Source organism: Pseudomonas sp. 1912-s (genome assembly GCF_029269205.1).
In the GTDB taxonomy this organism is placed as follows: Bacteria; Pseudomonadota; Gammaproteobacteria; order Pseudomonadales; family Pseudomonadaceae; genus Aquipseudomonas.
In genome coordinates this window covers 58,396-82,643 of sequence record NZ_JARIXR010000006.1, presented here as the reverse complement: position 1 = coordinate 82,643, position 24,248 = coordinate 58,396, and the positions used below count along the sequence as shown (strand labels likewise).

The window sequence follows — 24,248 nt, the reverse complement described above, 5'->3', positions numbered from 1 at the left end:
AGTTAAACAGCCAGTATTCGCTAACAGGAATACTCTTACACGGCTATTCGCCAACGACACTTACTTATAAAGAAACGACTGACAAAAACAAATACGCCAGCCACTCCTTACTTCAAAGCGATTGCAGCCGCGCAGTCCCGAAGAGGCTGACGCTCAGCAACTCGCCCGCCTCCGCTCGCAACCGCACCGGTGCCGTACCGCCCGGCATTACCACCGCCACCTCACCCGCGGTCACCCATCCTACAGACCAGGCGGCGCATGCCACGGCACTGGCGCTGGTCCCGGAAGACGCCGTCGGCCCCTCGCCGCGCTCAAATACGCGTGCGATAACACGGTTGCCTGAATCCCGGGCGACCCATTGCAGGTTGACTCCGGAAATACAGGGCTGACCCGCCCCGGCAGGCGGCGCAAAAGCGACTGCCCTCAGCGGATCGAACAACGCGGGCCGATGCATCTGCGCGTTGTCCGGCAACGCCAACGCGTCCTGCACCAGCGTCACGCAATGAGGGTTGCCCACACGTACAAACCGGCTGTGATTCCACTCGGGGTTGAGTGCAGCCAGTTGCGCGACATGGCTCACCTCGGTCCCCTCAAGCGATACCAGGCCAACGCCAACCGCCCCTACCGCCAAGGGCCCGAATTCGGGCCGCCCCAGCGCCAGCCAAAAGCCCTGGACCTGTTCGTACACCGCAGGCTCAACCCGCGTGATCACCGGAGACAGTGCATCGGGCTTGTCGTGATGCACCCGCAGGTCACAGCCTTGCGCCATCAATCCCTGGTCGGTCAACGACTGGGCAAAAATCGTCAGGCCATTGCCACTGCGCTCGGCCAATGACCCATCCGTGTTAACAATCAACACGTCAAAGGGCGGCTCGGCCTGAAACGGCCCCACCAACAAACCGTCACAGCGATGCTCCTTGGCCTCTGCCGGGCGCGGCAAATCACCCCAGCCACATTCAGAGGCAATGGCCGCCAGCGCCCAACCCTCGCGGGTGGCAGCGGCCAAGTCGGCACGACCAGGCAGCTCAACACCCTGGCTGCGTAACAACTCCGGGCTGACCACCCCGTAGATATTCCCGCGGGCGTCGTAGAACACGGTCATTGCGCAGTCCGCATAAAGATTCGTACCACCTCTTCAAGGTGCTTGCGCATGGCCTGTCGTGCACCTTCCACGTCCCGTTGCTCCAGTGCGTCGAGGATCTTGCGGTGCTCGTCTTCCGAGCGATGCGGCATGTCATCCGAGGTGTAATGCGCCTGCAACCGCTGGAACATGCTGCCGTAACGATGCCCCAGCAAGTGCGCAATCATCAGCGCATACGCCGGGTTGCCCGAGGCCTGGGCGATGCGGATGTGAAACAGGCGATCGCCCGGGTGGGTATGGGAGCCTTCGCGGTTGTCCTGCACGTTACGCTCGAAGGCCTCGCGGATTCCCGCCAGCTCTTCGTCGGTGGCGTGTTTGGCGGCCAGGGCGGCGGCTTCCGGTTCAATCAGGCGACGGGCCTGGAGCAGGGAAAACGGTGGAATCTCGGCGTTGAAGTCGACGTGCAGGTTGAGTTCCGGATCGAATTCTTTCCATTGATCCCGGGTGGCCTGGGCCATCACCGGTTCCTGGCTGACAGTCGGTTGCACCGGTTCGCAGACCAGCACGCCGTTGCCCACACGCACGTCCACCAGGCCGATCACCTCCAGGGCAATCATTGCTTCACGTACGGAGGCGCGACTCACGCCCAGCAGTTTGGCCAGCTCGCGCTCCGCCGGGAGGCGGCTGCCCGGCGGAAATTCTCCACTGTCGATCAACGCCCGCAACTGGTCGGCAATCTGTCGATAAAGACGTTGGTTATCAATCACTTGAAATGGCATCTAGGCTCAGCTCGATTCATGCATGGCACGGTCAAAGGGGTCAACTGGCGAAAAAGCTGCTTGTTGACCGGGAAGACCCATGCTAAAAATTGGATCAATGGCCTGACCATTGGATCGTTTGCAGTGTGCTGATCATAGCAAACCCACCACGGTTCGCTATGCCACAGATGCAGGCGTTTTACGCCCTCAATGGCCTGACCATTGAGCCAATAATAACAATCTAGGGAGTCTGTCATGGACCTCACCGGTAAACGCGTGCTGATCACCGCCGCCGCCCAGGGCATTGGCCGCGCCAGCGTCGAAGCCTACCTGGCGGCTGGCGCCGAAGTGATCGCAGCCGACATCAATCAACAGGCGCTCGCTGACCTGCCAGGCGCGCAAACGGTGTTGCTGGATGTCACCGACGCCAGCGCCATACAACGCCTCGCCGCCGAGATCGGCCCGCTGGATGTGCTGTTCAACTGCGCGGGCGTGGTGCACGCCGGCAATATCCTCGAATGCCCGGAAAGCGACTGGGCATTTGCTCTGGACCTCAACGTCACCGCCATGTACCGCATGATCCGCGCGTTTCTGCCGGGAATGCTGGCGGCCGGCGGCGGCTCGATTATCAACATGTCGTCGGTGGCCTCCAGCCTCAAGGGCGTGCCCAATCGCTTTGCCTACTGCGCCAGCAAGGCTGCGGTCATCGGCCTGACCAAATCCGTGGCCGCCGATTTTGTCACCCAACGCATTCGCTGCAACGCCATCTGCCCAGGCACCGTGGAGTCCCCTTCGCTGCAGCAACGCATCATCGAACAAGCCAGCCGTGAAGGCCGCCAGCAGGATGAGGTGTACGCCGCCTTCACCGCGCGCCAACCGATGGGGCGCCTGGGCACGCCCCAGGAAATCGCCCAACTGGCGTTGTACCTTGGCTCTGACGCCAGCGCATTTACGACCGGCACCACCCAGATCATTGACGGCGGCTGGAGCAACTGACCGCCTACTTCCCAATAAGAGGATTGCTCATGAAATTGCTGCGCTACGGTGAAAAAGGCCAGGAACGCCCGGCCCTTCTGGACGCTGACGGTCGTCTGCGCGACTTGTCCGCTCACATCAGTGATGTCGCAGGCGAAGCCCTGCTCCCGCAAAACCTTGCACGCCTGCAAGACCTCGACCCCGCGAGCCTGCCCTTGGTACCGGGCAATCCGCGCTTGGGCGCCTGTGTCGGCCAAGTGGGAAAATTCATCTGCATCGGCCTGAACTACGCCGATCACGCCGCCGAAACAGGCGCGCCGATACCCGACGAACCGATCATCTTCAACAAATGGACCAGCGCCATCGTCGGCCCCAACGACAACATCGAAATCCCCCGCCACTCCACCAAGACCGACTGGGAAGTGGAGCTCGGTGTGGTGATCGGCCAGGGCGGACGTTACATCGAAGAAAGCCAGGCCATGCAGCACGTGGCCGGCTACTGCGTGATCAACGACGTCTCCGAACGTGAGTTCCAACTGGAACGCGGCGGCACCTGGGACAAGGGCAAAGGCTGCGACACCTTTGGCCCGCTGGGCCCGTGGCTGGTCAGCCGGGATGAAATCGCCGACCCGCATCAACTGTCGATCTGGCTCGAAGTCGATGGCCACCGCTACCAGAACGGCAATACCCGCACGATGATTTTCCAGATTCCCAAACTGATCAGCTACCTCAGCCAGTTCATGAGCCTGCAACCGGGGGATGTGATTTCCACCGGCACTCCGCCCGGTGTCGGCCTGGGGATCAAGCCCGTGCCGGTCTACCTCAAGCCTGGGCAAAAGATCCGCCTGGGCATCGAAGGCCTGGGTCAACAGAACCAGACCACGGTCGACGCCTGACAAGAGCCAAGGAGCCGTTCATGACCACCATTACCGCGATTCGCGTCGAAGATATCCGCTTTCCCACGTCCCAGTCCCTGGACGGTTCCGACGCCATGAACCCGGACCCGGACTACTCGGCCGCCTATGTGATTGTGCAGACCGACAACCCGGCCCTTGAAGGCCACGGCCTGACCTTTACCATCGGCCGTGGCAACGAGATTTGCTGCGCGGCGATCCAGGCCATGCAGCCGTTGCTGGTGGGCTTGACCCTGGAATGGATCGCCGAAGACATGGGCCGCTTCTGGCGCCATGTCACCAGCGACAGCCAGTTGCGCTGGATCGGCCCCGACAAGGGCGCCATTCACCTGGCCACCGGCGCGATCGTCAACGCCGCGTGGGATTTGTGGGCCAAGGCCGAAGGAAAACCCTTGTGGCGCCTGGTGGCCGACATGAGTCCGGAACAACTGGTGCGCTGCATCGACTTCCGCTACATCACCGACTGCATCACCTCCAGCGAAGCCCTGGCCTTGCTTCGCCAACGCGCCGAAGGCAAGGCTGAACGCATGGCCGACCTGCAAGCCAATGGCTATCCCTGCTACACCACCTCGGCCGGCTGGCTCGGTTACGGTGACGAAAAGCTGCGCCGGCTGTGCCAGGAAGCGGTGGATGCCGGGTTCAACCACGTCAAGCTCAAGGTCGGCCACGACTTGCAGGATGACCTGCGCCGCGTGCGCATCGCCCGCGAAGTGCTGGGGCCGGATCGCCAATTGATGATCGATGCCAACCAGGTGTGGGAAGTCGACACCGCCATCGACTGGGTGCGCGAGTTGGCGTTTGCCAAGCCATGGTTTATCGAAGAACCCACCAGCCCCGACGACATCGAAGGCCATCGCAAGATTCGCCTGGGTGTGGCGCCGGTCAAGGTCGCTACCGGGGAGATGTGCCAGAACCGGATTATCTTCAAGCAATTGATCATGCGGGAAGCCATCGATGTGGTGCAGATTGACGCCTGCCGCCTGGGAGGGGTCAACGAAGTACTGGCGGTGATGCTGATGGCGGCCAAATACGGCCTGCCGGTATGCCCCCATGCCGGCGGCGTCGGGCTTTGCGAGTATGTGCAGCACCTGTCGATGATCGACTACCTGTGCATCGCCGGCACCCACGAAGGCCGGGTGATCGAGTATGTCGACCACCTGCACGAGCATTTCGAGGAACCTTGCGTGGTACGCGGCGCTGCCTATCTGCCGCCGACGGCACCGGGGTTTTCGATCCAGATGAAAGCCGCGTCCCGGGAGCAATACCGCCACCGGCCGTGAGCTGAAACACAATTTGAATGGACGGAGCACAATAATAATGTCGTCCCCATCACCCCTGAGGCTCGATGCGCACCAGCATTTCTGGCGCTACCGGGCCGCTGATTATCCGTGGATCGGTGCGGCTGAGGCTGACCTGCGGCGGGACTTTCTCCCACAGGATTTGCGGCCATTGCTCGACGCTGCCGGCCTGGATGGCTGCATTGCCGTGCAGGCCCGCGCCGGCGAGCAGGAAACCGATGCGCTGCTGGAAATGGCGCGCCAGCACCCGTGGATACTCGGTGTCGTCGGCTGGGTCGACCTGTGCGATCCAACGCTTGAACGGCATCTGGACCAGTGGCGCGACGCACCAGGACTCAAGGGCTTTCGGCATCAGATTCAGGACGAACCCACGCCCGCGCGCTTTATGGCAGATCCAGGATTCTCCCGTGGCCTGCGGCACCTGCAACAACAAGGCTACGTCTACGAGGTGCTGATCCGCTGCGCCGACCTCGACGCCGCAACAGCCATGTGCCAGCGCCACGACCAACATCACCTGGTGCTGGACCACCTGGGCAAGCCAGATATCGCCAACGGCCCGGCCGGCTGGGCCGAACACCTGGCACCGCTGGCCGCCCTGCCCCACGTCCGCTGCAAGCTGTCGGGCCTGCTCACCGAAGCCGGGCCCGATCAGCGCAACGCCCGTACCCTGCGCCCCTACATAGAACTGGCGCTGGAGCTGTTTGGCGCCGACCGCCTGATGTTCGGCTCGGACTGGCCAGTATGCCTGCTGGCCGGGGAATACCAGGGCACCTGCCAATTGCTGCAACAGACCCTCGGCCAATTGTCGCCCCATGAACAGCAGGCGATCTGGGGCGGCACTGCCCAGCGGGTCTATCACCTTGAAGGAAACTGCCCATGAATCTGCATTTGCAGGACCGCGTGATTATCGTCACCGGCGGCGGATCCGGGATTGGCGCCGCCATCTCCCTGGGGCTGATCGCCGAAGGCGCGATCCCGGTGATTTTCGGACATCAACCGCTGTCGGCGGCCTTCGCGGCCGAGCTTGAACAACAGGGTCAAAGCCACTTCATCCGTGTCGAGTTGCGCGATGAGGACGCCTGCCGCGCGGCGGTCAACGAAGTGTTACAACGCTTCGGGCGCATCGACGGCCTGGTGAACAACGCCGGGGTCAACGATGGCGTGGGCCTGGAAGCAGGCCGTGCAGCCTTCGTCGAGTCCCTGGAAAAGAACCTGATTCATTACTACCTGATGACCCACCTGTGCCTCGATGCTCTCAAGGCCAGTCGCGGGGCGATCGTGAATATCAGCTCCAAGACGGCCCTTACCGGCCAGGGCGGCACCAGCGGTTATACCGCGGCCAAAGGTGCGCAGTTGTCGCTGACCCGGGAGTGGGCGGCCTCCTTGCTGGAATTCGGCATCCGGGTCAACGCGGTGGTGCCCGCCGAGGTGCTGACGCCGCTGTACCAGCGCTGGATCGATGGCTTCGATAACCCCGAGGCCAAGCTCGCCGCCATCGTCGAGAAAATCCCCTTGGGCAAACGGATGACCACCCCCGAGGAAATTGCCGACAGTGTGCTGTTCCTGCTGTCACCCCGCGCCTCCCACACCACCGGGCAATGGCTGGTGGTGGACGGCGGCTACACCCACCTCGACCGGGCGCTGACATGAGCGGCCAACGGTACTGCCTGGCCCTGGACCTGATCGACGATGAGGCACTGATCGCCGAGTACCAGCAGTTGCATCAACGCATCTGGCCCGCCGTGGCCGCGCATCTGCGCGGCCAGCACATCCTGCAGATGCAGATCTGGCGCCTGGGCACGCGGCTGTTCATGGTCATGGACACCACCGCCGGGTTCAGCTTCGAAGCACTCGACCAGGCCGCCCGTGCCAACCCCGACGTGCAAGCCTGGGAAACCCTGATGTGGCGTTTCCAGGCGCCCACGCCGTGGACCGATCCCGGCGGCAAATGGCAGCCGTTGACACAGATTTTCAGCCTCACCGACCAACCCTGATAACCGCTGCATCGCACGCCTTGATCCCATAAAAACAACAGGAGAAGCGTCATGTTAAGCAAAGACACACCTGTGGCAGCCGGCACACCCGCCGTGCCGACCTACCGCTGGGCACTGATGCTGGTGACCAGTCTGTTCTTCCTCTGGGGCTTGTCCTACGGCTTGCTGGACGTCCTGAACAAGCATTTCCAGGAAGTCCTGCACGTCAGTAAGGCCCAGTCCGGGCTTTTGCAAGGCGCGTATTTCGGCGCGTACTTCCTGATCGCCCTGCCGGCGGGGCTGTTGATGGACCGCCACGGCTACAAGGCGGGGATCCTGCTGGGCTTGTGCCTGTATGCGGTGGGCGCATTGCTGTTCATGCCGGCGGCAGCGGCGGCGAGCTTTGCATTTTTCCTGTTCGCGCTGTTCGTCATCGCCTGCGGGCTGGGTTGCCTGGAGACCGCGGCCAACCCTTATGCCACGGTGCTGGGTGACCCCCAGGGCGCCGAGCGACGGTTGAACCTGGCGCAATCCTTCAACGGCCTGGGTCAGTTCTTCGGCCCGCTGATTGGCGGCGCGATGTTCTTCAGCGCCGGCAGCACACCGGCTTCGGACATGAGTTCGTTGCAGACCACCTATGTCGTCATTGCCGTTCTGGTATTGCTGGTGGCGCTGTTGATCGCCCGTACGCCGCTGCCGGATCTACGCGCCCAGGAGCAGGCACTGCAACCCATGGCCGGCAAGGGGCTGTGGCAGTATCCGGAATTCGTCGGCGGGGTGATCACGCAGTTTTTCTACGTGGCGGCCCAGGTCGGGGTCGGTGCATTTTTCATCAACTACGTCACCGAACACTGGGCGCAGATGGGCAGCCAGCACGCGGCCTACCTGCTGTCGATCGCGATGCTGGCCTTCATGTTCGGGCGTTTTTTCAGTACCTGGTTGATGGGCCGCGTCAGCGCGCAGAAGCTGTTGCTGATTTATGCGCTGATCAACATCGCGTTGTGCGCGCTGGTGGTGATTGGGTTTGAGGGCATCTCGGTGATCGCGCTGATTGCGGTGTTCTTCTTCATGTCGATCATGTTCCCGACGCTGTTCGCCATGGGCGTGAAAAACCTCGGCCCCCATACCAAGCGCGGCAGTTCGTTCATGATCATGGCGATTGTCGGCGGTGCGCTGATGCCTTACCTGATGGGCAAGGTGGCGGACAACAGCACGGTTGCGCTGGCGTACCTGTTGCCGATGGGATGTTTCGTGATTGTGGCGGTGTATGCCCGTAGTCGCCTGCGCCATCAATGAAGACGTTGGAGGGTCGGCCTGGAAGGTGGTAATCCGCCGCAAGAAGCCCGGGGTTCGCCAGTTCTCGCGGGGATTACGCACCTTCCAGGCCACCTCGCACATCAAACGATTACTCGTCCTACACGCTGATAGTGGCTGGAAAGGCCAATCGCGTTCCATGCTTCTGAAAAAATGGTTGGCTCGCTGTTCAGGCACGCCAAGGGAACCCCGGCTCGCTCGATACGGCCTGATGTGCAAGGATGTTGCGCTGCACATCGTTCGTTGAACGCAAAACCAAGGATTTTTCATGACTGCCATCAGCACCCCAGCGCCCGTGGTACCCGGGCGGCTGGAGCAAATGTCGACCCGCATCGCCTTTTTTATCGCAGGTTTCGGCATCGCCGCCTGGGCCCCGCTGGTGCCGTACGCCAAGGCCCGCGCCCAACTCAATGAGGGCACCCTTGGCCTGTTGCTGCTGTGCCTGGGGGTGGGTTCGATGATCGCCATGCCCGTCGCGGGGGCCCTGGCATCGCGCTACGGTATCCGGCGCGTGGCCACCGGCGGGACCATTCTGATCTGCCTCGGCCTGCCGATGCTGGCCACCGTCTCTTCAATTCCGTTGCTGATGGCCGCACTGTTTGTATTTGGTGCCGGGCTGGGCATGGTGGATTCCACCGTCAACCTGCAGGCGGTGATCGTCGAACGGGCCAGCGGCAAGACCATGATGTCGGGCTTCCATGGGTTGTTCAGCCTGGGCGGGATCGTCGGTGCGGCAGGTGTCAGCGGGCTGCTGGGGCTGGGCTGGTCGCCGTTCCAGGCCACCCTCGCCGTCATCGTCGTGATGGCCGTGGCCTTGCTCAAGGCCGGGCCGCACTTGCTGCCCTACGGCAGTGAAAGCTCCGGGCCGGCCTTTGCCGTGCCCCACGGGGTGGTGCTGTTTATTGGTTGCCTGTGTTGCATCGTGTTTCTCGCCGAAGGCGCCGTGCTGGACTGGAGCGCGGTGTTCCTGAGTGCCGAGCGCGGCCTGGATGAAGCCTATGCGGGCCTGGGCTACGCAGCCTTTGCCTTGACCATGACCGTCGGGCGCCTGACCGGCGACAGGATTGTTCGCCGACTGGGCGCCACCCGGGTGATTGTCTTCGGCGGCGCCCTCGCCGCGGCCGGCATGCTGTTGGCCACGCTGTTCCCGGCGTGGGAAACCGCCCTGCTGGGGTATGCGCTGGTAGGAGCCGGGTGTTCGAACATCGTCCCGGTGCTGTACACCGCCGTCGGCAAGCAGACCGTCATGCCGGAACACATTGCGGTGCCCGCCATCACCACCCTGGGTTATGCCGGCATTCTTGCCGGCCCTGCGGTCATCGGCTTTATCGCCCACGGCAGCAGTCTGAGTACGGCCTTTGTGCTGATTGCGGTGTTGCTGATCGGTGTGGCAATCAGCGGAAAGATACTGCGGGTATAACCGGCATTCCCCTACCGCCTCCTACCGTGAGGCGCCACCCGGGGCTTATCGGTTTTTGTGGTGCTCAAGCCAGCGATCAAGGGTTTTGTTGCTGAGCCAGCCCGCCTGATGATGACCGCCAAACATCCGCAGACCGCTGCCATGGGCGCTTTCCAGTGACTGGAGCAACCCGGGGCGGTCGACAATATTCTTCGCCATATACACCTGCTGTTCATCGTATTTCTTCCGCGCCAGCCCTGTGACGGGGTCCAGAACGGGTTCACCGTGACCATCGAGCTCGTCAGGGTCCTTGCTCATGGCAACCAGCAACTCGATGTTGACGTAGACGATGTGTTCAAAGAGCCCCTTGCGGTCCCGGGACCTGTCACGCAACTCGGTAAACATCGCCTTGAACACCCGCACGAGCTCGGCGTTGCTCTTGGCGTGGAAAGGGTCCGGGCTGAAGGCACTCGGATCGCTGTTGCCGAACACCACACTTTCGGCCTGCGCCAGGCTTTGCGTGGTGATGTAGCCGTCCTGATCGGTGATCGCATCGATCAGGCGCGGGCGCTGGACAAGCGCCTTGGCCAATAAAATCGCGCGGTCGAACTTCTGATTGTCGCCGACTCTTTTGGCGGCGATTCGCTGCAACGAAGACAGCCTCAGTCCGTCACGTTTCATGGAGTTCTTTCAGCGTGGCAAAACTGATTTTCAACGCTTTCACCAACTCGCTGTCCGGCAGGTGAAGGTTGGGATTGGGCTGGCCGGCGCGCGGGGCAACACCGTTCTGCAGCGTTCGATGATGCGGCACGACTTCGTAGGGCTTGGCCGACCGCAACGGTGGCCGGTACCCGGAAGAACGAACAGACGTGGCGCCGGGTGAGTGACTGGCTTGTCGGCCAGCATCCGTGGCTTCACTTGCAGCGGCGTGGGCAGTGCGCAGTCCCTCATCCGGTGTTGCGTCAAATCGGCCTGTACCGCCAGGCTGCAGGTAGCCTGACCCGCCATCAATTCTCATGTTTTATCTCCACCAATTTTAGATCCACGCTTGCCGGTTCATCACACCCGGTGACAGCCGTATCGCGCGCGCGACCAACCAGCCAAAGGTGTGTGGTGCGCGGGCGGCAATGGTTCCGCAGTCGCGAAGTGTTCCAATGACAGCATGTAAAAACCGAAAACTCAGTCAGCTTTTCGTACCTGCGGCGGCGCCGGTTTCACCGCCTGCCAAAGGCCTTTGATCGCATCGACCAGAGTCGCCATCACCGAGCACAACGGGCTTGGCACAGACGTTTGGGTGGCCGGCAACTGCCCCTGGGGCAACATGCCTTTGATGAAGTCATCAGCAGCCGGGGCCTGAAACTTGCGCTGCCCCGTGAAGTTCTTCACGCGCCGGGCTTCGGCACCCTCTTCATGTGTGTTGCCCGGCGGCAAGGCCGCTGTGCCCGCCGGCGGATTACAGGCTGGCCGGGAGCCGGGATTGCGCGATCCAAACGACGTTGAATTCATGTCTGAGCCCTGGCGGGGAGTTTAAACACAGTGGAATGATCAACGCGGGAAATCGCGCCACGAAGGGTTCGTGGCGTGATCGGGTTAAAACGGGTTTAGCGCGACAACCAGCGCAGGGCGTCCTTGACGATCTTGCCGTCGTTATCCCGGCTGCCGATATTGTCCATTTGCTTCAACAGGCTGGAGCGTTGGGTAACTTCCCGGGCCAACTGGATGAGCGAGTCCTGCCTTGGGTTCCCGGTCAAAGGCGATGCGGCCATGCGTTGCAGGTCTTTGATACTGATGGAGCTGCTCCAGAAACCGCCCTTCAGGGCATTGAAGTCCTTCAACATCTGCTCGGCGATCTGTTTGTCGCTCTGGTACTTCAACGGGTTGTCAGAGTTGAGCACGGCGTCGAGGTCTTGCCGGGTGATTCGACCATCCGGATTGCCGGTCCCGCCACTTCGATCAAAGGCCTGCATCACCTCGGGACGGCGCAGCAGTTCCCGGGCCAAAAGGATGTTCTGGTCACTGGCCTCGTTACCGGTCAACCGTTTGCCCGCCATGCTCTCCAGGCTTTCCCGAGTGACGTAGGACTTGCCCGGCGCCCTGAACGCGTTGAAGTTGTCCTTGAGCAACTCCCCCAGTTGATCGTTGCTGCGCCTCGAATAGTGGGGGTCCGGGCGACCGAAGCCAGGCTCGGGCTTGCCAGGGGTTGGACGGCAACACGCGGGATCTGGCCGGTGTGGATTGAAAGGGTCAGGGCGGCCATAACCGGGGCCGGGACGGAAGGGGTTGAACATCGACGTCAGGCTATTCAGAAGCCCCTGCAACTGTCCGATCAGCCCGCCCAGGAAGCTGTTGGGATTTGATGCCGGGAATGAGCCGGGGGCGAAGCCCCGGGGATCCACAGTGCTCTGCGCCTGCGGGCCGGCGAACATCGGGCCGGCTTTATTATCCGGGGTGCCGAAACTGACGGCGACCGACTCTTGGCCGGAAGGTAAGCGTGCCAGCGTCAAGGTGACGGTATCGGCCTTGGGCTGCTCGGGTGTATTGGAGGAACTGGTAAGGGATTGATTGAGTGAGGGTACCGACATAAGCATCTCCGGTTCGGCGTATTGACACGATTCACTCTCGGATCAAAGGCACCTCGACGATGCAAGGTATCCCATGGAAAGTGGCACCTCCTTGTGTGGCAGACCTGTCGGATTCAGTTCCTGCGGACGCAGAAAATCGTTCGCAAAAGAGTAGGAAGAAAGGCTGTGGCGAGGAAGCTTGTCCCCTCGCCACAAAGAACTACCGATACCAGGGATCAGAACCCTACGCTGGCCTGCACAAAGAATGTGCGCGGTTCGCCCAGGTAAATCCCCGAGTTGTTGTCGCTGGAGCGGGTGTAGTGCTCCTGGTTGAAGACGTTCTTGACCCCGACGCCCAGCTTCAGGTTCGACAGCTGCGCACCGAAGTCATAACCGCTGCGCACGTTGACCGAAACATAGCCGGGAATATCCCCGTACTGGCCGTCGGCAGTCGGCTGGGTGATATAGGTGGTACCGGTGCCCGGCGCACGCTGGCCGGACTGCGCGTAGACGTCCAGGTTGTGGGTCCAGTGGTTGACGTCGTAGCGCAGCCCAACGGTGGCCACTTCACGGGAGTACAGCGGCAAGTCGCGGCCCTTGAAGGCAACGTCGCCTTCGGAGGTAGCCTTGGTGTAAGTAAAGCCGGCGTTGGCGGTCAGGCCGTCGAGGCGCGGGTCCAGGTTCGACAGGTCGTAGTGGGCCGACGCCTCGATACCTTCGTGCTTGGTGGCGCCGAGGTTGGTCCAGCCCACATCGTTGCTGACGTATTGCAACTCGTCCGAGAAGTCGATGTAGAACAACGTCACTTCGCCGCCCCAGACGTTGTCGTTGTAGCGGGTACCGATTTCGTAGGTCTTGGCTTTTTCCGGGTTCAGGCCGTTCGCGGTCTGGTTGCCGTTACCACCCTGGCCCAGCTGGAAATACTGCAGGCTGCCGAAGGACGTTTCGTAGTTGGCGAACAGTTTCCAGGCATCGGAGACGTGGTACATCACGCTCAGGGCCGGCAGCGGTTCGTTGTTGTGGATCTCGCGGCGCTTCTCCTGAACCATCGCGCCGTTCAGGCCCACCACCGGGCGGTCGTGCCATTCGGTGCGGATCTGCTCAAAGCGAATGCCCGGGGTGACGGTCCATTTGCCGATATCAATCTTGTTATCGATATAGAACGAGTTGGCCTCGGTGCCACCGGTACGGTCCTGGTAAACGTGGCCGTCACTCTGGCCCACGGGCGTCGGCACGTTGTTGACCAGCGCCAGGCTGGTGGCCTGCTCGTGCATGCCTTCCTTGAGGTAACGATACCCGACGCTGACTTCCTGGGTGCTCGGCCCCACGTCAAACACATGGGACACCCGCGGCTCGATGCCGAAGGTGTAGTAGGTGCGCGGGTAGGAACCCAGGGTCTTCAGGTCGCGGTTGGCGATGTTACTGCCGCGGAAACTGTCGGAGTAGTAGGTCAGCACTTCAGCCTGGGTGCGGTCGTCGATCTGCCGGATGTACTTGAACGACATATCCTTGCGCCGGCCATTGAAGTTGTCCCAGTCACGCACCGATTGATACGGGTTGGCGTCGTACTGCTTCTGGGTCAGGCCACCGGGCATGTCAGCGCTGGCGTCGTAATAGTGGAAGTTCAGCGAGAAATCGTCTTGATCGGTCGGCGCCCAGTGGGTCTTGAAGATCACGTCGTCGATGTCGTTGGAGTTGTTGCGGTCGCGGTAGCCGTCACCCTTGGTCCCGGAATACAGCAACGCAGCACCGATACCGTTGTCGGCGGTGCCGCCGATGAAGGCGTTTTCAATGTGTTTCCAGCCGCCGTGCGCTGCGGTTTCCAGCGTGGTGCCGACTTCACCGGAGAATTTTTCCGGGATGGCGCGGGTCACGAAGTTGATCACGCCGCCGACGTTCTGTGGCCCATAACGCACGGAACCCGCGCCGCGAACCACGTCGATGCTGTCGAGGTTGCCCGAGGAGATCGGTGCCATCGACAACTGCGGCTGACCGTACGGGGCAAATGCCGCCGGTACGCCATCGATCAAAACAGTGGAGCGCGGAGACAGGCGCGACGTCAGCCCGCGTACGCCGACGTTAAGGGAAATATCGCTGCCGCCGGTGCCGTTGGCTTCCTGCACCTGCACACCGGGGATACGCCGCAGCACGTCACCGACGTTCATCGCGCCCTGCTCCACCATGGCCTCACGGCGCACGACGGTACGCGCGCCGGGGTGGTTCTGCACCACTTCGGCATTCGCGTCGCCCAGCCAGTCGCCGACCACCTTGATGTCGGTGGCGCCCAGCTCCAGCGGCGAACCCGCCTCACCGGTGCCCTTGGCGAGCGGGCGCAAGGTCACGGAGCCGGCATCGATCTGGTAATCCAGGCCGCTGCCTTGCAGCAATTGGCGCAGGGCTTGCTCCGGCGACAGGTTGCCGTCCACGGCCGGGGCTTGTTTGCCGGCCACCATGTCGGGGCTGAAAAACACTTGCAGGGACGTTTGCTGGCCCAACTGGCTCAAGGCCGAGCCCAGGGACTGGGCCTGGATATGAATCGCGTCGTCAGCATAGGCCGCCGGCAGTGCGGCGCTGACGGCCAGGGCGAGGGCAAGGGGTGCCCAGCGGGATGATTTATTGTTTTTCACGGCGAGTTTTTTCACGTCGAACGGAGTCCTGTGATCGCAAGAGAGTGCGGCTGTTAATGCAAACCAGTTGCAGTTGCACAAGAAGACGAAGAACTCGGAAAAAACCTGAATCTATCGTGAAATTATTTCCTGGCTACCGTCAGGCAAGGTGCGCAGGGCCACCGGAAGAATGTGCGGCAAGGCCTTGAGCAAGGCGTCGGTGTCGGTGGATTTGAACACGCTGGTCAACCGCAGGTTGCTCACCGCAGGCGCACTGACCCGCAACGGTTGCTCGCGGTAACGCGAGACTTCCCGGGCCACTTCACCGAGGGTGGCGTTGTTGAACACCAGTTTGCCAGTGCGCCAGGCCGTCAGTTCTTCGGGGTTGACCGCGTAGGCAGTCGCCACCTGACCCTGGGCATCCACATGGGTGCCCCGACCGGCCGTGAGCATCACGATTTCATCGGGTGAGCGCCCTTGCACCTTGACCGTGCCGGCCTCGACCACCACGCGGGTCTGGTCGTCATCGCGGCGCACGTCGAAACGCGTACCGGTGACCGTCACCTGCCCTGCCCCGGCCGCCACCACAAAGGGCCGGCTGGTGTCGTGCTCGACGCTGAACATCGCCTCGCCCTGCTTGAGTTCGATGCCACGCTGGCCTTTTACATAGTGCACCGCCACCACGCTGCGGCTGTTCAAATCCATCAGCGACCCGTCGGGCAACGCCACCTGCCGGCGCTCCCCCAATGCGGTGCGGAACTCGGCGTTGTACGTCGCCGGATGATCCAGGCCACTGAACAACCCAAGGCCCAGGGCCACCGCCAGCACACTGGCCGCCACTGCATAACGCAGCACGGGCCGGCGCTTTGCACGCGGTTCCGGGGCATCGCACAACGCCTGCAAGCGCGCCTTGGGCAACAGGTCGGTGGCGCTCCACAAGCCTTGCAGCACATCAAATTCATACTGGTGTTCGGCATGCTCCGCACGCCAGGCATCAAAACGCTCGCGTTCTTCGACGCTCAGTTGGCTGTCCTGCACACGCACAAACCACTGCGCCGCCTCGTCGCGGGCCGTCGCACTGCCGCAGGCACACTCACGGGTATCCATCATGGAAGATCCTGTTTCAAAGCGGGCATTGGTCATGGTGCCATCGCATCCAGGCGGTCACGTAGATGCCGCAGGGTGCGGATCATATACTTTTCCACCATGTTTTTAGACAGGCCCAGGCGTTCGGCGATTTCCTGCTGGGTCAGGCCCTCGATTTTCTGCCAGATGAAAATCTTGCGGCAATTGAGCGGCAGCTCGGCCAGCGCCCGCTCGATGGAGTCCGCCAGCTGGATCGCGTGCATGAAATGCTCCGGGTCGCCACTGTGGGGCGAACTCTGATCAAAGGCTTCCAGGGCCATCGCCTCCCGACGGTCCTCGCGGCGATAAGCGTCAACGGCGATATTGCGCGCCGTTTGATGCAGATAGGCGCGAGGTTGCGTAACCTCGGTGGACCTGGACTCAAGCACCCGCACAAAGGTGTCGTGGGCCAGGTCTTCGGCCTGCTGACGGTTTCTCAGGCGGCGCGTCCAGGTCCCGATCAACTCTTCGTAGTGCTCGAAAAAGCCTGGTCTGCGGGGCGGCTGAGGAATCATCAAGGGAGCACTGGGGAGGCGGGACGTGAATAGTAATGCTTCCTATTAAGTGGAGCAATGCTACCCGTCAGCTATCAATCACCCGCTGCAAATGAATCGCCAACTCCGTGGCAAACCGTCGTTCCGGCGTTTCCACATCAATCCCGAACAACTCCTGGATCCGCGCCAGCCGGTAGCGCAGCGTCGTCACATGCACCCCCATCGCGTCCGCGCAGGCCTGGCTGCGGCAGCTTTCCCGCAGGTACGCGGTCAGGGTTTCCAGGTACGGCGTCTGGTGCTTGCGGTCATGGGCGAGCATCGCGCCGACGCTGTCGTTGACGAAGGTGCGAATATCCTCGCCGCCCACGGCCGCGACGAAGATCGGGATCGGCCCGAAATCCTGATCGGAGATCGGCCCGCTGCGGCCGAACGAACGGGCAATCTCGATCAAGCGCCGGCAGCGCTCCCACGCAGCCGGATAATCCGCCAACACCCGGCACACGCCGCTGGCCAGCAGGATCGGCTCGGCACCCAGGTAGTGCGCCAGGTCATCCGCAATCTGGCGTTTGATTTTGCTCAAGCGCTCGCCTTCCGCCGGCACCAGGCACACCAGCCCGTTGTCGACGATGATCACCGTGGCCTGCATCCCCGCCCGTTGCAGGATGCGGGCGACGTTGTGGTGCAGGTTCTTCGCCTCCCGGGCCTTGGCGCCGTAGTCGATGATGATCATCTGCTGTGGCGTGCTGAAGCTGATGCCCAGGCGTCGGGCGCGTTGCTGGATGTCATCGGCATCGCGCCAGCGGCCTTCGAGCACTTCGAACAGCAACTCGGTCTGGGTCCGGGTTTCAAACCGAAAGCGGATAAAGCTGCGCATCATCTGCACGCTCAAGGCGAACTTGGCGCTTTCCAGCATCAGCAAATCCAGCTCGTTGACCGCCACCGCTACCGGGAACAGCACCAGCGCGCCCACCAGTTCGTGGTCGACCATCAACGGTTCGATCTGCGCCCGCAACGTAAACTGGCGCTGGCCATCGTCAAGGAACAGGTTGACCGTGTTGCGCAGGGCGCTGCGCAAGCTTTCCTGGGCCGCCTTGGTGATCTGCACGCTGAGCACCCCGGCGACCGCGGCCTGCCAGGCGTTATCGTCGAACAAGGCGGTATCCGGCGAGCGTCCCGCCACCACCTGGTTGGCGGTGAAGTCCACGGCGATCACCGGGTTGGGCAACTGGTCGCCCACCATCAGCGACAACGACGTCACCGAGCCGCCGCCCAACACGTGCTCCAGCATCGTGGTGTGCACATGCAACGCCTGCTGCAGGCGCTCGGCGGCGCGACGCTCGGCTTCCAGCTGGCGCTGGCGCTCCACGGCAATCGCGCCCAGGTGGATGATCATGCCAAGGAACACCCGGTCTTCTTCCGACACGTCCATCAGCGTGCGGGAAATCACGCTGAGCACCATGGGCCGGCCGTCGAAGTCGGTGCAGTTCATCGGCATCACCATCACCGTGCGGTAATCACGCTCCAGGGATTCACGGCGGTAGCCGGGGTACTCGCATTCGCGCACGTCGCGGATGAATACCGCCTCGTTGCGTTGCAGGGCGGTCATCACCGGGCTGGACGACAGCTCCCAGCAATCCACCAGCGGGCGCTGCACCAGGGTCGGGTCGTGGCGGGCGATGACGTGGCCGAAGCCGGCGTCCATGTCGATGGCCATGATCGAGCTCATGGTCCAGTGGGTGTGGCGGCAACTGGCGTACACCAACTGGTGCAGCATCGACTGCAGATCACCGCCGGAGTTGATCTGACTGGCCACATCGCGCAACGACAGTATCTGCATTTCTCGATTCAAGGCACTCACCCGAACAAGGAGGTCACGGCAGCCACGTTGCCTGCCAGGCCCGCCCGATACTTGCGCCGGTTCAGAGCAATGTCCAGCGTATTTGTACTCGCAAACCATGGAAGACGCTGTTGGCGGATGCTCCTAGCCTAAGGCCACAACCAACAGCCACAAGGGCGACGAGTCATCATGAATCTGGAAAATCTGGGCGTCAGGAAGTACTGCACCTTTATCGAAGAAACCTTTATCGAAGGCGGCAAGGACGCCGGCAAACCCATCACCCTGATCGTGGTCGCCGCCGTGTTGAAAAACCCTTGGGCCGGCCAGGGTTTCGTCGAAAACCTGCGCCCCGAGATCCTGCGCCTGGCTCCGGGGCTGGGCTACGAGATGACCCGCCGCCTGATCGCCCTGATGCCCGGCGGCAAGGTCGAAGCCTTCGGCAAGGCAGCCGCTGTGGGGGTCAACGGTGAAATCGAACATGCCTCGGGCCTGATCCACACCCTGCGCTTCGGCAACCTGTTCCGCGAAGCCGTGGAAGGCACCGCCTACCTGAGCTTCACCAACACCCGCAACGCCCCGGGCGCCCTGCTCTCGCTGCCGATGGTGCACAAGAGCGAAACCGGCAAGCGCTCGCACTTTCTCACCGCCAACTTCCAGGTCGCCGATGCGCCGGGCCCCGACGAAGTGCTGATCGCCATCGGCGCCAGCGACGGCTCCCGTGCCCACCCACGGATTGCCGACCGCTACCAGGACATGGCGGAGATGGAAGCGGAACAGCCGAAGGACTGATACGTCCCTGCCAACCCGAGCAAAACTTTCAATCTTCTTCCTCCTGATCGACGCAAGCCCACGGTTTCCCTTCCTCGTAGGCTTGCTTCACACCACAAGAACAAAGGAGTACCCCGATGCCGAGCACCGTGATCAGCGCCAACGTTGCAGCCGTCGATCCGGGCGCCTTGCGCCAGGCCTTCGGCACCTTCGTCACCGGCGTCACCGTCATCACCACCCATGACGCCGACGGCAACCCTCGTGGCATGACCGCCAATTCGTTCACCTCGGTGTCCCTCGACCCGCCGCTGCTGCTGGTGTGCGTGGGCAAGTCCGCCGCCAGCTACGCCGCGTTTGCCGGTACCGAACAGTTTGCCGTGAACCTGCTGCATGAAGGCCAGGTCGACGTCTCCGGCACCTTTGCCTCCAAGTCGCCGGACAAGTTCCACACCGTCAACCACGACACCGTGCACACCGGCGCGCCGATCCTCACCGACAGCCTGACCTGGTTCGACTGCAGCGTGCACCAGCGCATCGAAGCCGGCGACCACCTGGTGCTGATCGGCCAGGTGCGCGCCTTCGGCACCAGCCCCAAGCTGCCGCTGTGTTTCTGCCGGGGCCGCTACGCCAACATCCAGGACCCGCTGCCCGCCAGCTGGCTGGACTCCCACAAGATGATCATCGGCTACCTGATCGAAGCCGGCGGCGGGATCCTGTTCCGCGCCGATGGCCAAGGCGGCTGGACGCTGCCGGTGGCCGGCAAGCGCAAAGGCTTTATCGACGCAGGTCACAGCTCGCTGCCGGTGGAGCAGGAATCGACCTTCCTGTACTCGGCCTTCGATGTCGACGACACCGACCCCGGCTACCTGATCTACCGCGCCCAGCTCGGCCCGTTCGACGCCGAGCTGCCCGACACCCTGCGTTTCTTCCCGCTGGACGACTTGCCCATCGAACAGATGCCGGTCAATGAACTGCGCTCGGTGGTGCGCCGTTATGCCCGCGAGCGCCAGAACCAGCAGTTCGGCATCTACACCGGCTCCGCCGCCAGCGGCCGCATCGCGATGCTCGAAAACGCGCCCCTTTGACACGCACCTACAGGACTCCTGCATGAAAACCACGGTCAGCGCCCTTGAGGGCAACCGCCTCAACCTGTTTATCGACGGCCGCTTCGTTGCGCCCGCCAGCGAAACCTACGTCGACAGTTTCGACCCTACCACCGGCCAGCCCTGGTACCAGTTCGCCCAGGCCGATTCGGGCGACGTGGCCCGCGCCGTCGATTCCGCCCACAAGACCTTCAACGACCCGCACTGGCGCAACATGACGCCTACCGCACGAGGCAAATTGTTGTACCGCCTGGCCCAACTGGTGGCCGAGCACGCCGAAGAACTGGCCCTGCTGGAAACCCGCGACAACGGCAAGCTGCTGCGGGAAATGCGCGCCCAGATGAGCGCCCTGCCCGATGCCTACATCTACTTCGCCGGCATGGCCGACAAGCTGCAAGGCGAGGTGATTCCGGTCAACAAGCTCAACCAGCTCAACTACAGCAGCCGCGAGCCGTTGGGCGTGGTCGGCATGATTACCCCGTGGAACTCGCCGCTGATGCTGCTCACCGGCACCCTCGCGCCGTGCCTGGCCATCGGCAACACCGTGGTGATCAAACCGTCGGAACACGCCAGCGCCTCCACCCTGGCCCTGGCCGAACTGATCATCGAAGCCGGCTTCCCGGCAGGTGTGGTCAACGTGGTCACCGGCAACGGCGCCGTCACCGGCGATGCATTGACCCGCCACCCGGACATCGCCAAATACGTGTTCACCGGCAGCACCGAGACCGGTCGGCGCATCGCCGGCAACGCCGCCAACAACCTGGTGCCCTGCCAGATGGAATTGGGCGGCAAATCCCCTCACGTGGTGTTTGCCGATGTCGATATCGACACCGCCGTGAACGGCGTGGTCTCCGGGATATTCGCCGCCGCCGGGCAAAGCTGCGTGGCCGGTTCGCGCTGTTTTGTCGAGGCGCCGATCTACGACAGATTCGTCGAAGCCCTGGTCGCCCGCACTCAACAGATCACCGTCGGCCACCCGATGGAGGAACACACCGACATCGGTCCGCTGGCCCTGCAAGCCCAACTGCAAAAGCTCGAAGGCTACATCGCCAGCGGTGCCAACCTGGGCGCGCAGATCGCCGTCGGCGGCAAGCGCCCCAACGCCGCGAACCTGTCCGAAGGCTGGTACTTCGAACCGACGGTGATGGCCAACGCCAGCAACGACATGCCGTTCATGCGCGACGAATTGTTCGGCCCGGTAGTGGGCGTGATGCCCTTCACCACCGAAGAGCAAATGCTCAGCCTGGCCAACGACACCCACTATGGCCTGGCCTCCGGCATCTGGACCCAGAACATCGACCGCGCAATGCGTTTTGCCAACCGCATCGACGCCGGCACGGTGTGGATCAACACCTACCGCAGCTCGGCCTACATGTCCGCCAATGGCGGTTTCAAACACAGCGGTTATGGCCGTCGCGGCGGCTTTGACGTGATGCGCGAGTTTTCCCGGGCCAAGAACGTGGTCATCGATTACTCCGGCGAAATGCAGGACCCCTTCGTCATTCGCCTGCGCTGATTATTCAAGGAGCACCTTATGAAATTCGCCGTATCCCTGAGCATGGAACGCTTCTCGCCGGACGTGCCGATGCAGACCGTCATGGCCAACCTGCTGGAGCTGGCAAAGATCGCCGATGCCGGCGGCTTTGAAACCCTGTGGACCTCCGAGCACCACACCCTGGAATGCACCATCGCGCCCAACCCGTTCCAGACCCTGACCTGGCTCGGCCAGCACACCGAGCACATCCGCCTGGGCACCGCGACCCTCGCCGCGGCCTACTGGCATCCGATCCGCCTGGCGGGCGAAGCCGCGCTGTGTGATCACCTGACCCAAGGCCGGCTGGAGTTCGGGATTGCCCGGGGCTCCTACCAGTACGAATTCGACCGCATGACCCCCGGCCTGCAACAGCAGGAAGGCGTGGGCTACATGAAGGAACTGGTACCGGCGGTGCAAAAGCTCTGGACCGGTGACTACGCCCACGACGGCCACTACTGGAAATTCCCGCAGACCGCCGCCGTGCCCAAGCCCTTGCAAAAAGGCCACCCACCGATCTGGGTTGCCGCACGGGACCCGGGCACCTTTGATTGGGCGGTGAGCATCGGCGCGAACATCCTGTCCACCCCGCTCTCGCTGCCGGCAGCCGAAATCGCTGTGCTCGGCGAGAAGTTCAACAAGGCGGTGGCCGACAACCCCCACGTGCCGCGCCCGCGCTTCATGATGCAGCGCCGCACCTGCGTGTACGCCAATGCCAACGACTGGGAACTGCCGGTCAAGCACAGCATGGACTTTGGCCGCGCCTTCGAAAACCTGATGCAGAACATCGGCACCGTGCACAACGGTTTCCCCGAGCCGGTGCCGTTTGAAAGCGTGCGCGGCAAAGACAACTACAACCCGCAAAACCTGCGCCGCAACCTGATGTTCGGCACCCCCGAGGAGATCATCGAAAAACTGCTCGACTACGAAGCCGCCGGTGTCGACCAGTATTGCCTGGGCCTGACCTTCAACCTGCCGTTCGAACTGCAGAAGCAGACCCTGCGCCTGTTCATCGATGAAGTGATGCCGTTCTTCGCCGAGCGCGAACGCGCCAAACAACGCGACAAGGCCAGCGCGTGATGGGCCAGGCACAACGTTTCAGTGTGGCCAACGTCACGCTCAACTACCGCCTGGACGGGCATGGGCCGCGCCCGCTGGTGTGCATCCATGGCGTGGGCTCCAGCCTTGAGGCGTGGGCCGAGACGGTGGCCGGCTTGCAAGAGCAATTCACCGTGCTGACCTTCGACCTGCGCGGCCACGGCCAGTCGTCCCGTACACCCGGGCGTTACGAGATTGATCACTTGGTAGGTGAGGCGCTGGCCCTGGCGGATCACGTGGGTTTCAAGCAGTTCGACCTGGCAGGGTTCTCGTTGGGCGGGTTGATCGCCCAGCGCATGGCCCTGACGCACCCGGCGCGGGTGCGCCGGTTGGTGCTGCTGTCCACCGTGGCCGGGCGTAACGCCGAGGAGCGCAAGCGGGTGCAGGCGCGGCTCGCCGCCTTGCAGGCCGGGGAGCCCGTGGCCCACTACGAGGCGTCGTTGTCGCGCTGGCTGACCGAGGACTTTCAGGCACGCCATCCCGAGGCCGTCACCCGCCTGCGCCAACTGAATGCCGAGAATGACCCCGGCTGTTATGCCGCGGCGTATCGCATCCTCGCCGAGTCGGATTTCGGCGAGCAACTGTCACGGATCCACTGCCCCACCCTGATTGCCACCGGTGCCGACGATGCCGGCTCCAACCCGCGCATGGCCGCGTTCATGCATGCGCGCATCGAGGGCTCGCAATTGCGGATTCTGCCGGGGCTGCGCCATTGCATTCTGATCGAGGCGCCGCAACGGGTGGCCGCCCTGATACGCGATTTTCTAACCGATTCGGAGACCCATCATGGATAAATCATTGCAGGCCCAAGGCGAAAGCGTTCGCCGCCAGGTCCTCGGCGATCGCTACGTCGACCAGGCCTTGGGCCGCGCCGACGACTTTTCCCGGCCCTTCCAGGCGGTGCTCAACGAGTACTGCTGGGGCATGGTCTGGACCGACGACAGCCTGGACCTCAAGCAACGCAGCCTGCTCAACCTCGGCATGCTCGCGGCACTGGGGCGCATGGACGAATTCGGCACGCATTTTTGCGGCGCCATTCGCAACGGCCTGACGGACGACGAACTGCGCGCCGCCCTGGTGCAGATCGCGGTGTACTGCGGTGTGCCGGCGGGTGTCGAGGCGTTTCGCGTGGCCCGCAAAGCCCGGGAAAGCATGACTCCATCGGATACCACGACCGGTTGACGCCCAACCCTTGCACTCGCCACACCGCTCATGCTGTAAGTGCCTTGGCACCCCAACAAGAAATTTTTGCGACTGCACCTTGCGTCGTCATAGCACGAAGATTTTTAACTGCCAGTAGCCCAAAAATTTCTATTGATGAAGTTTTCCGCAGATTGCAAAACAACAATTGGAGGCAATTGGTGAGCGAACGACTAAAGATTGAGAACCTCTACAAGGTCTTCTCATCAACCC

24 protein-coding genes are annotated in these 24,248 nt (G+C 62.6%); 14 read left to right on the top strand and 10 right to left on the bottom strand.

The window, feature by feature from the left end:
- Positions 1 to 112 precede the first annotated feature (112 nt).
- Complete coding sequence (locus P3C29_RS09595; RefSeq protein ID WP_275964400.1) at positions 113 to 1,102, bottom strand: diaminopimelate epimerase; 990 nt, start codon at positions 1,100 to 1,102, stop codon at positions 113 to 115.
- Positions 1,099 to 1,860, bottom strand: coding sequence for a FadR/GntR family transcriptional regulator (locus P3C29_RS09590; protein WP_177090069.1), 762 nt, complete (start codon positions 1,858 to 1,860; stop codon positions 1,099 to 1,101). The genes P3C29_RS09595 and P3C29_RS09590 overlap by 4 nt, the downstream gene beginning before the upstream one ends.
- 234 nt (positions 1,861 to 2,094) lie before the next feature.
- On the opposite strand from P3C29_RS09590, the gene P3C29_RS09585 reads away from it, so the two are divergent.
- The 8 genes from P3C29_RS09585 (at position 2,095) to P3C29_RS09550 (ending at position 9,733) form a co-directional block, all read left to right on the top strand.
- Positions 2,095 to 2,835 (top strand): SDR family oxidoreductase, encoded by a 741-nt coding sequence (locus P3C29_RS09585; protein WP_010172814.1) that lies wholly within the window; start codon positions 2,095 to 2,097, stop codon positions 2,833 to 2,835.
- Between the two features lie 29 nt (positions 2,836 to 2,864).
- On the top strand, positions 2,865 to 3,710 hold the full coding sequence (locus tag P3C29_RS09580; RefSeq protein ID WP_275964399.1) for a fumarylacetoacetate hydrolase family protein: 846 nt from the start codon (positions 2,865 to 2,867) through the stop codon (positions 3,708 to 3,710).
- 20 nt (positions 3,711 to 3,730) lie between these two features.
- Positions 3,731 to 5,008 carry an L-fuconate dehydratase gene (locus tag P3C29_RS09575; protein ID WP_275964398.1) on the top strand — a complete coding sequence of 426 codons (1,278 nt, stop codon included), beginning with the start codon at positions 3,731 to 3,733 and terminating at the stop codon, positions 5,006 to 5,008.
- A 37-nt stretch (positions 5,009 to 5,045) separates the two neighbouring features.
- On the top strand, positions 5,046 to 5,906 hold the full coding sequence (locus P3C29_RS09570; protein ID WP_275964397.1) for an amidohydrolase family protein: 861 nt from the start codon (positions 5,046 to 5,048) through the stop codon (positions 5,904 to 5,906).
- The gene (locus P3C29_RS09565; RefSeq protein ID WP_169389049.1) at positions 5,903 to 6,676 is read left to right on the top strand and encodes an SDR family oxidoreductase; all 774 of its coding nucleotides are present in this window, start codon (positions 5,903 to 5,905) and stop codon (positions 6,674 to 6,676) included. Before P3C29_RS09570 ends, P3C29_RS09565 begins: the two co-directional genes overlap by 4 nt.
- Positions 6,673 to 7,020, top strand: a complete 348-nt coding sequence (locus P3C29_RS09560; RefSeq protein WP_275964396.1) for an L-rhamnose mutarotase — start codon at positions 6,673 to 6,675, stop codon at positions 7,018 to 7,020. Before P3C29_RS09565 ends, P3C29_RS09560 begins: the two co-directional genes overlap by 4 nt.
- Before the next feature lie 51 nt (positions 7,021 to 7,071).
- Positions 7,072 to 8,295, top strand: a complete 1,224-nt coding sequence (locus tag P3C29_RS09555; protein ID WP_275964395.1) for a sugar MFS transporter — start codon at positions 7,072 to 7,074, stop codon at positions 8,293 to 8,295.
- 286 nt (positions 8,296 to 8,581) lie between these two features.
- Positions 8,582 to 9,733 carry an MFS transporter gene (locus P3C29_RS09550; RefSeq protein WP_010172837.1) on the top strand — a complete coding sequence of 384 codons (1,152 nt, stop codon included), beginning with the start codon at positions 8,582 to 8,584 and terminating at the stop codon, positions 9,731 to 9,733.
- A 45-nt stretch (positions 9,734 to 9,778) separates the two neighbouring features.
- Here the strand turns inward: P3C29_RS09550 and P3C29_RS09545 are convergent, their stop codons facing one another.
- The 8 genes from P3C29_RS09545 to P3C29_RS09510 form a co-directional block, all read right to left on the bottom strand.
- The gene (locus P3C29_RS09545; protein ID WP_275964394.1) at positions 9,779 to 10,393 is read right to left on the bottom strand and encodes a type III secretion effector protein; all 615 of its coding nucleotides are present in this window, start codon (positions 10,391 to 10,393) and stop codon (positions 9,779 to 9,781) included.
- Complete coding sequence (locus tag P3C29_RS09540; protein WP_201124733.1) at positions 10,383 to 10,730, bottom strand: hypothetical protein; 348 nt, start codon at positions 10,728 to 10,730, stop codon at positions 10,383 to 10,385. Before P3C29_RS09540 ends, P3C29_RS09545 begins: the two co-directional genes overlap by 11 nt.
- 161 nt (positions 10,731 to 10,891) lie before the next feature.
- The gene (locus P3C29_RS09535) at positions 10,892 to 11,218 is read right to left on the bottom strand and encodes a hypothetical protein (protein WP_242487103.1); all 327 of its coding nucleotides are present in this window, start codon (positions 11,216 to 11,218) and stop codon (positions 10,892 to 10,894) included.
- 95 nt (positions 11,219 to 11,313) lie between these two features.
- The gene (locus tag P3C29_RS09530) at positions 11,314 to 12,294 is read right to left on the bottom strand and encodes a type III secretion protein (RefSeq protein ID WP_242487104.1); all 981 of its coding nucleotides are present in this window, start codon (positions 12,292 to 12,294) and stop codon (positions 11,314 to 11,316) included.
- Positions 12,295 to 12,509: 215 nt separating this feature from the next.
- A complete protein-coding gene (locus tag P3C29_RS09525; RefSeq protein ID WP_201124734.1) occupies positions 12,510 to 14,915 on the bottom strand; it encodes a TonB-dependent receptor in 2,406 nt (801 codons plus the stop codon).
- 96 nt (positions 14,916 to 15,011) lie between these two features.
- Positions 15,012 to 15,986: a FecR family protein gene (locus P3C29_RS09520; protein ID WP_275964535.1), complete on the bottom strand. Its 975-nt coding sequence runs from the start codon at positions 15,984 to 15,986 to the stop codon at positions 15,012 to 15,014.
- 32 nt (positions 15,987 to 16,018) lie between these two features.
- Positions 16,019 to 16,519, bottom strand: a complete 501-nt coding sequence (locus P3C29_RS09515) for a sigma-70 family RNA polymerase sigma factor (protein ID WP_201124735.1) — start codon at positions 16,517 to 16,519, stop codon at positions 16,019 to 16,021.
- A gap of 67 nt (positions 16,520 to 16,586) precedes the next feature.
- Complete coding sequence (locus tag P3C29_RS09510; RefSeq protein WP_275964393.1) at positions 16,587 to 18,335, bottom strand: helix-turn-helix domain-containing protein; 1,749 nt, start codon at positions 18,333 to 18,335, stop codon at positions 16,587 to 16,589.
- 189 nt (positions 18,336 to 18,524) lie between these two features.
- On the opposite strand from P3C29_RS09510, the gene P3C29_RS09505 reads away from it, so the two are divergent.
- From P3C29_RS09505 to P3C29_RS09480, 6 genes are all read left to right on the top strand, one after another.
- Positions 18,525 to 19,124, top strand: coding sequence for an amino acid synthesis family protein (locus tag P3C29_RS09505; protein ID WP_010172856.1), 600 nt, complete (start codon positions 18,525 to 18,527; stop codon positions 19,122 to 19,124).
- Between the two features lie 116 nt (positions 19,125 to 19,240).
- Complete coding sequence (locus P3C29_RS09500) at positions 19,241 to 20,188, top strand: flavin reductase family protein (protein WP_275964392.1); 948 nt, start codon at positions 19,241 to 19,243, stop codon at positions 20,186 to 20,188.
- Positions 20,189 to 20,210: 22 nt separating this feature from the next.
- Positions 20,211 to 21,722, top strand: a complete 1,512-nt coding sequence (locus P3C29_RS09495; RefSeq protein ID WP_275964391.1) for an aldehyde dehydrogenase — start codon at positions 20,211 to 20,213, stop codon at positions 21,720 to 21,722.
- 18 nt (positions 21,723 to 21,740) lie between these two features.
- Positions 21,741 to 22,817 (top strand): LLM class flavin-dependent oxidoreductase, encoded by a 1,077-nt coding sequence (locus tag P3C29_RS09490; RefSeq protein ID WP_275964390.1) that lies wholly within the window; start codon positions 21,741 to 21,743, stop codon positions 22,815 to 22,817.
- Positions 22,817 to 23,629 carry an alpha/beta hydrolase gene (locus P3C29_RS09485; protein ID WP_275964389.1) on the top strand — a complete coding sequence of 271 codons (813 nt, stop codon included), beginning with the start codon at positions 22,817 to 22,819 and terminating at the stop codon, positions 23,627 to 23,629. Before P3C29_RS09490 ends, P3C29_RS09485 begins: the two co-directional genes overlap by 1 nt.
- Positions 23,622 to 24,017, top strand: a complete 396-nt coding sequence (locus P3C29_RS09480; RefSeq protein ID WP_201124741.1) for a carboxymuconolactone decarboxylase family protein — start codon at positions 23,622 to 23,624, stop codon at positions 24,015 to 24,017. Before P3C29_RS09485 ends, P3C29_RS09480 begins: the two co-directional genes overlap by 8 nt.
- The last annotated feature ends 231 nt before the right edge of the window (positions 24,018 to 24,248 follow it).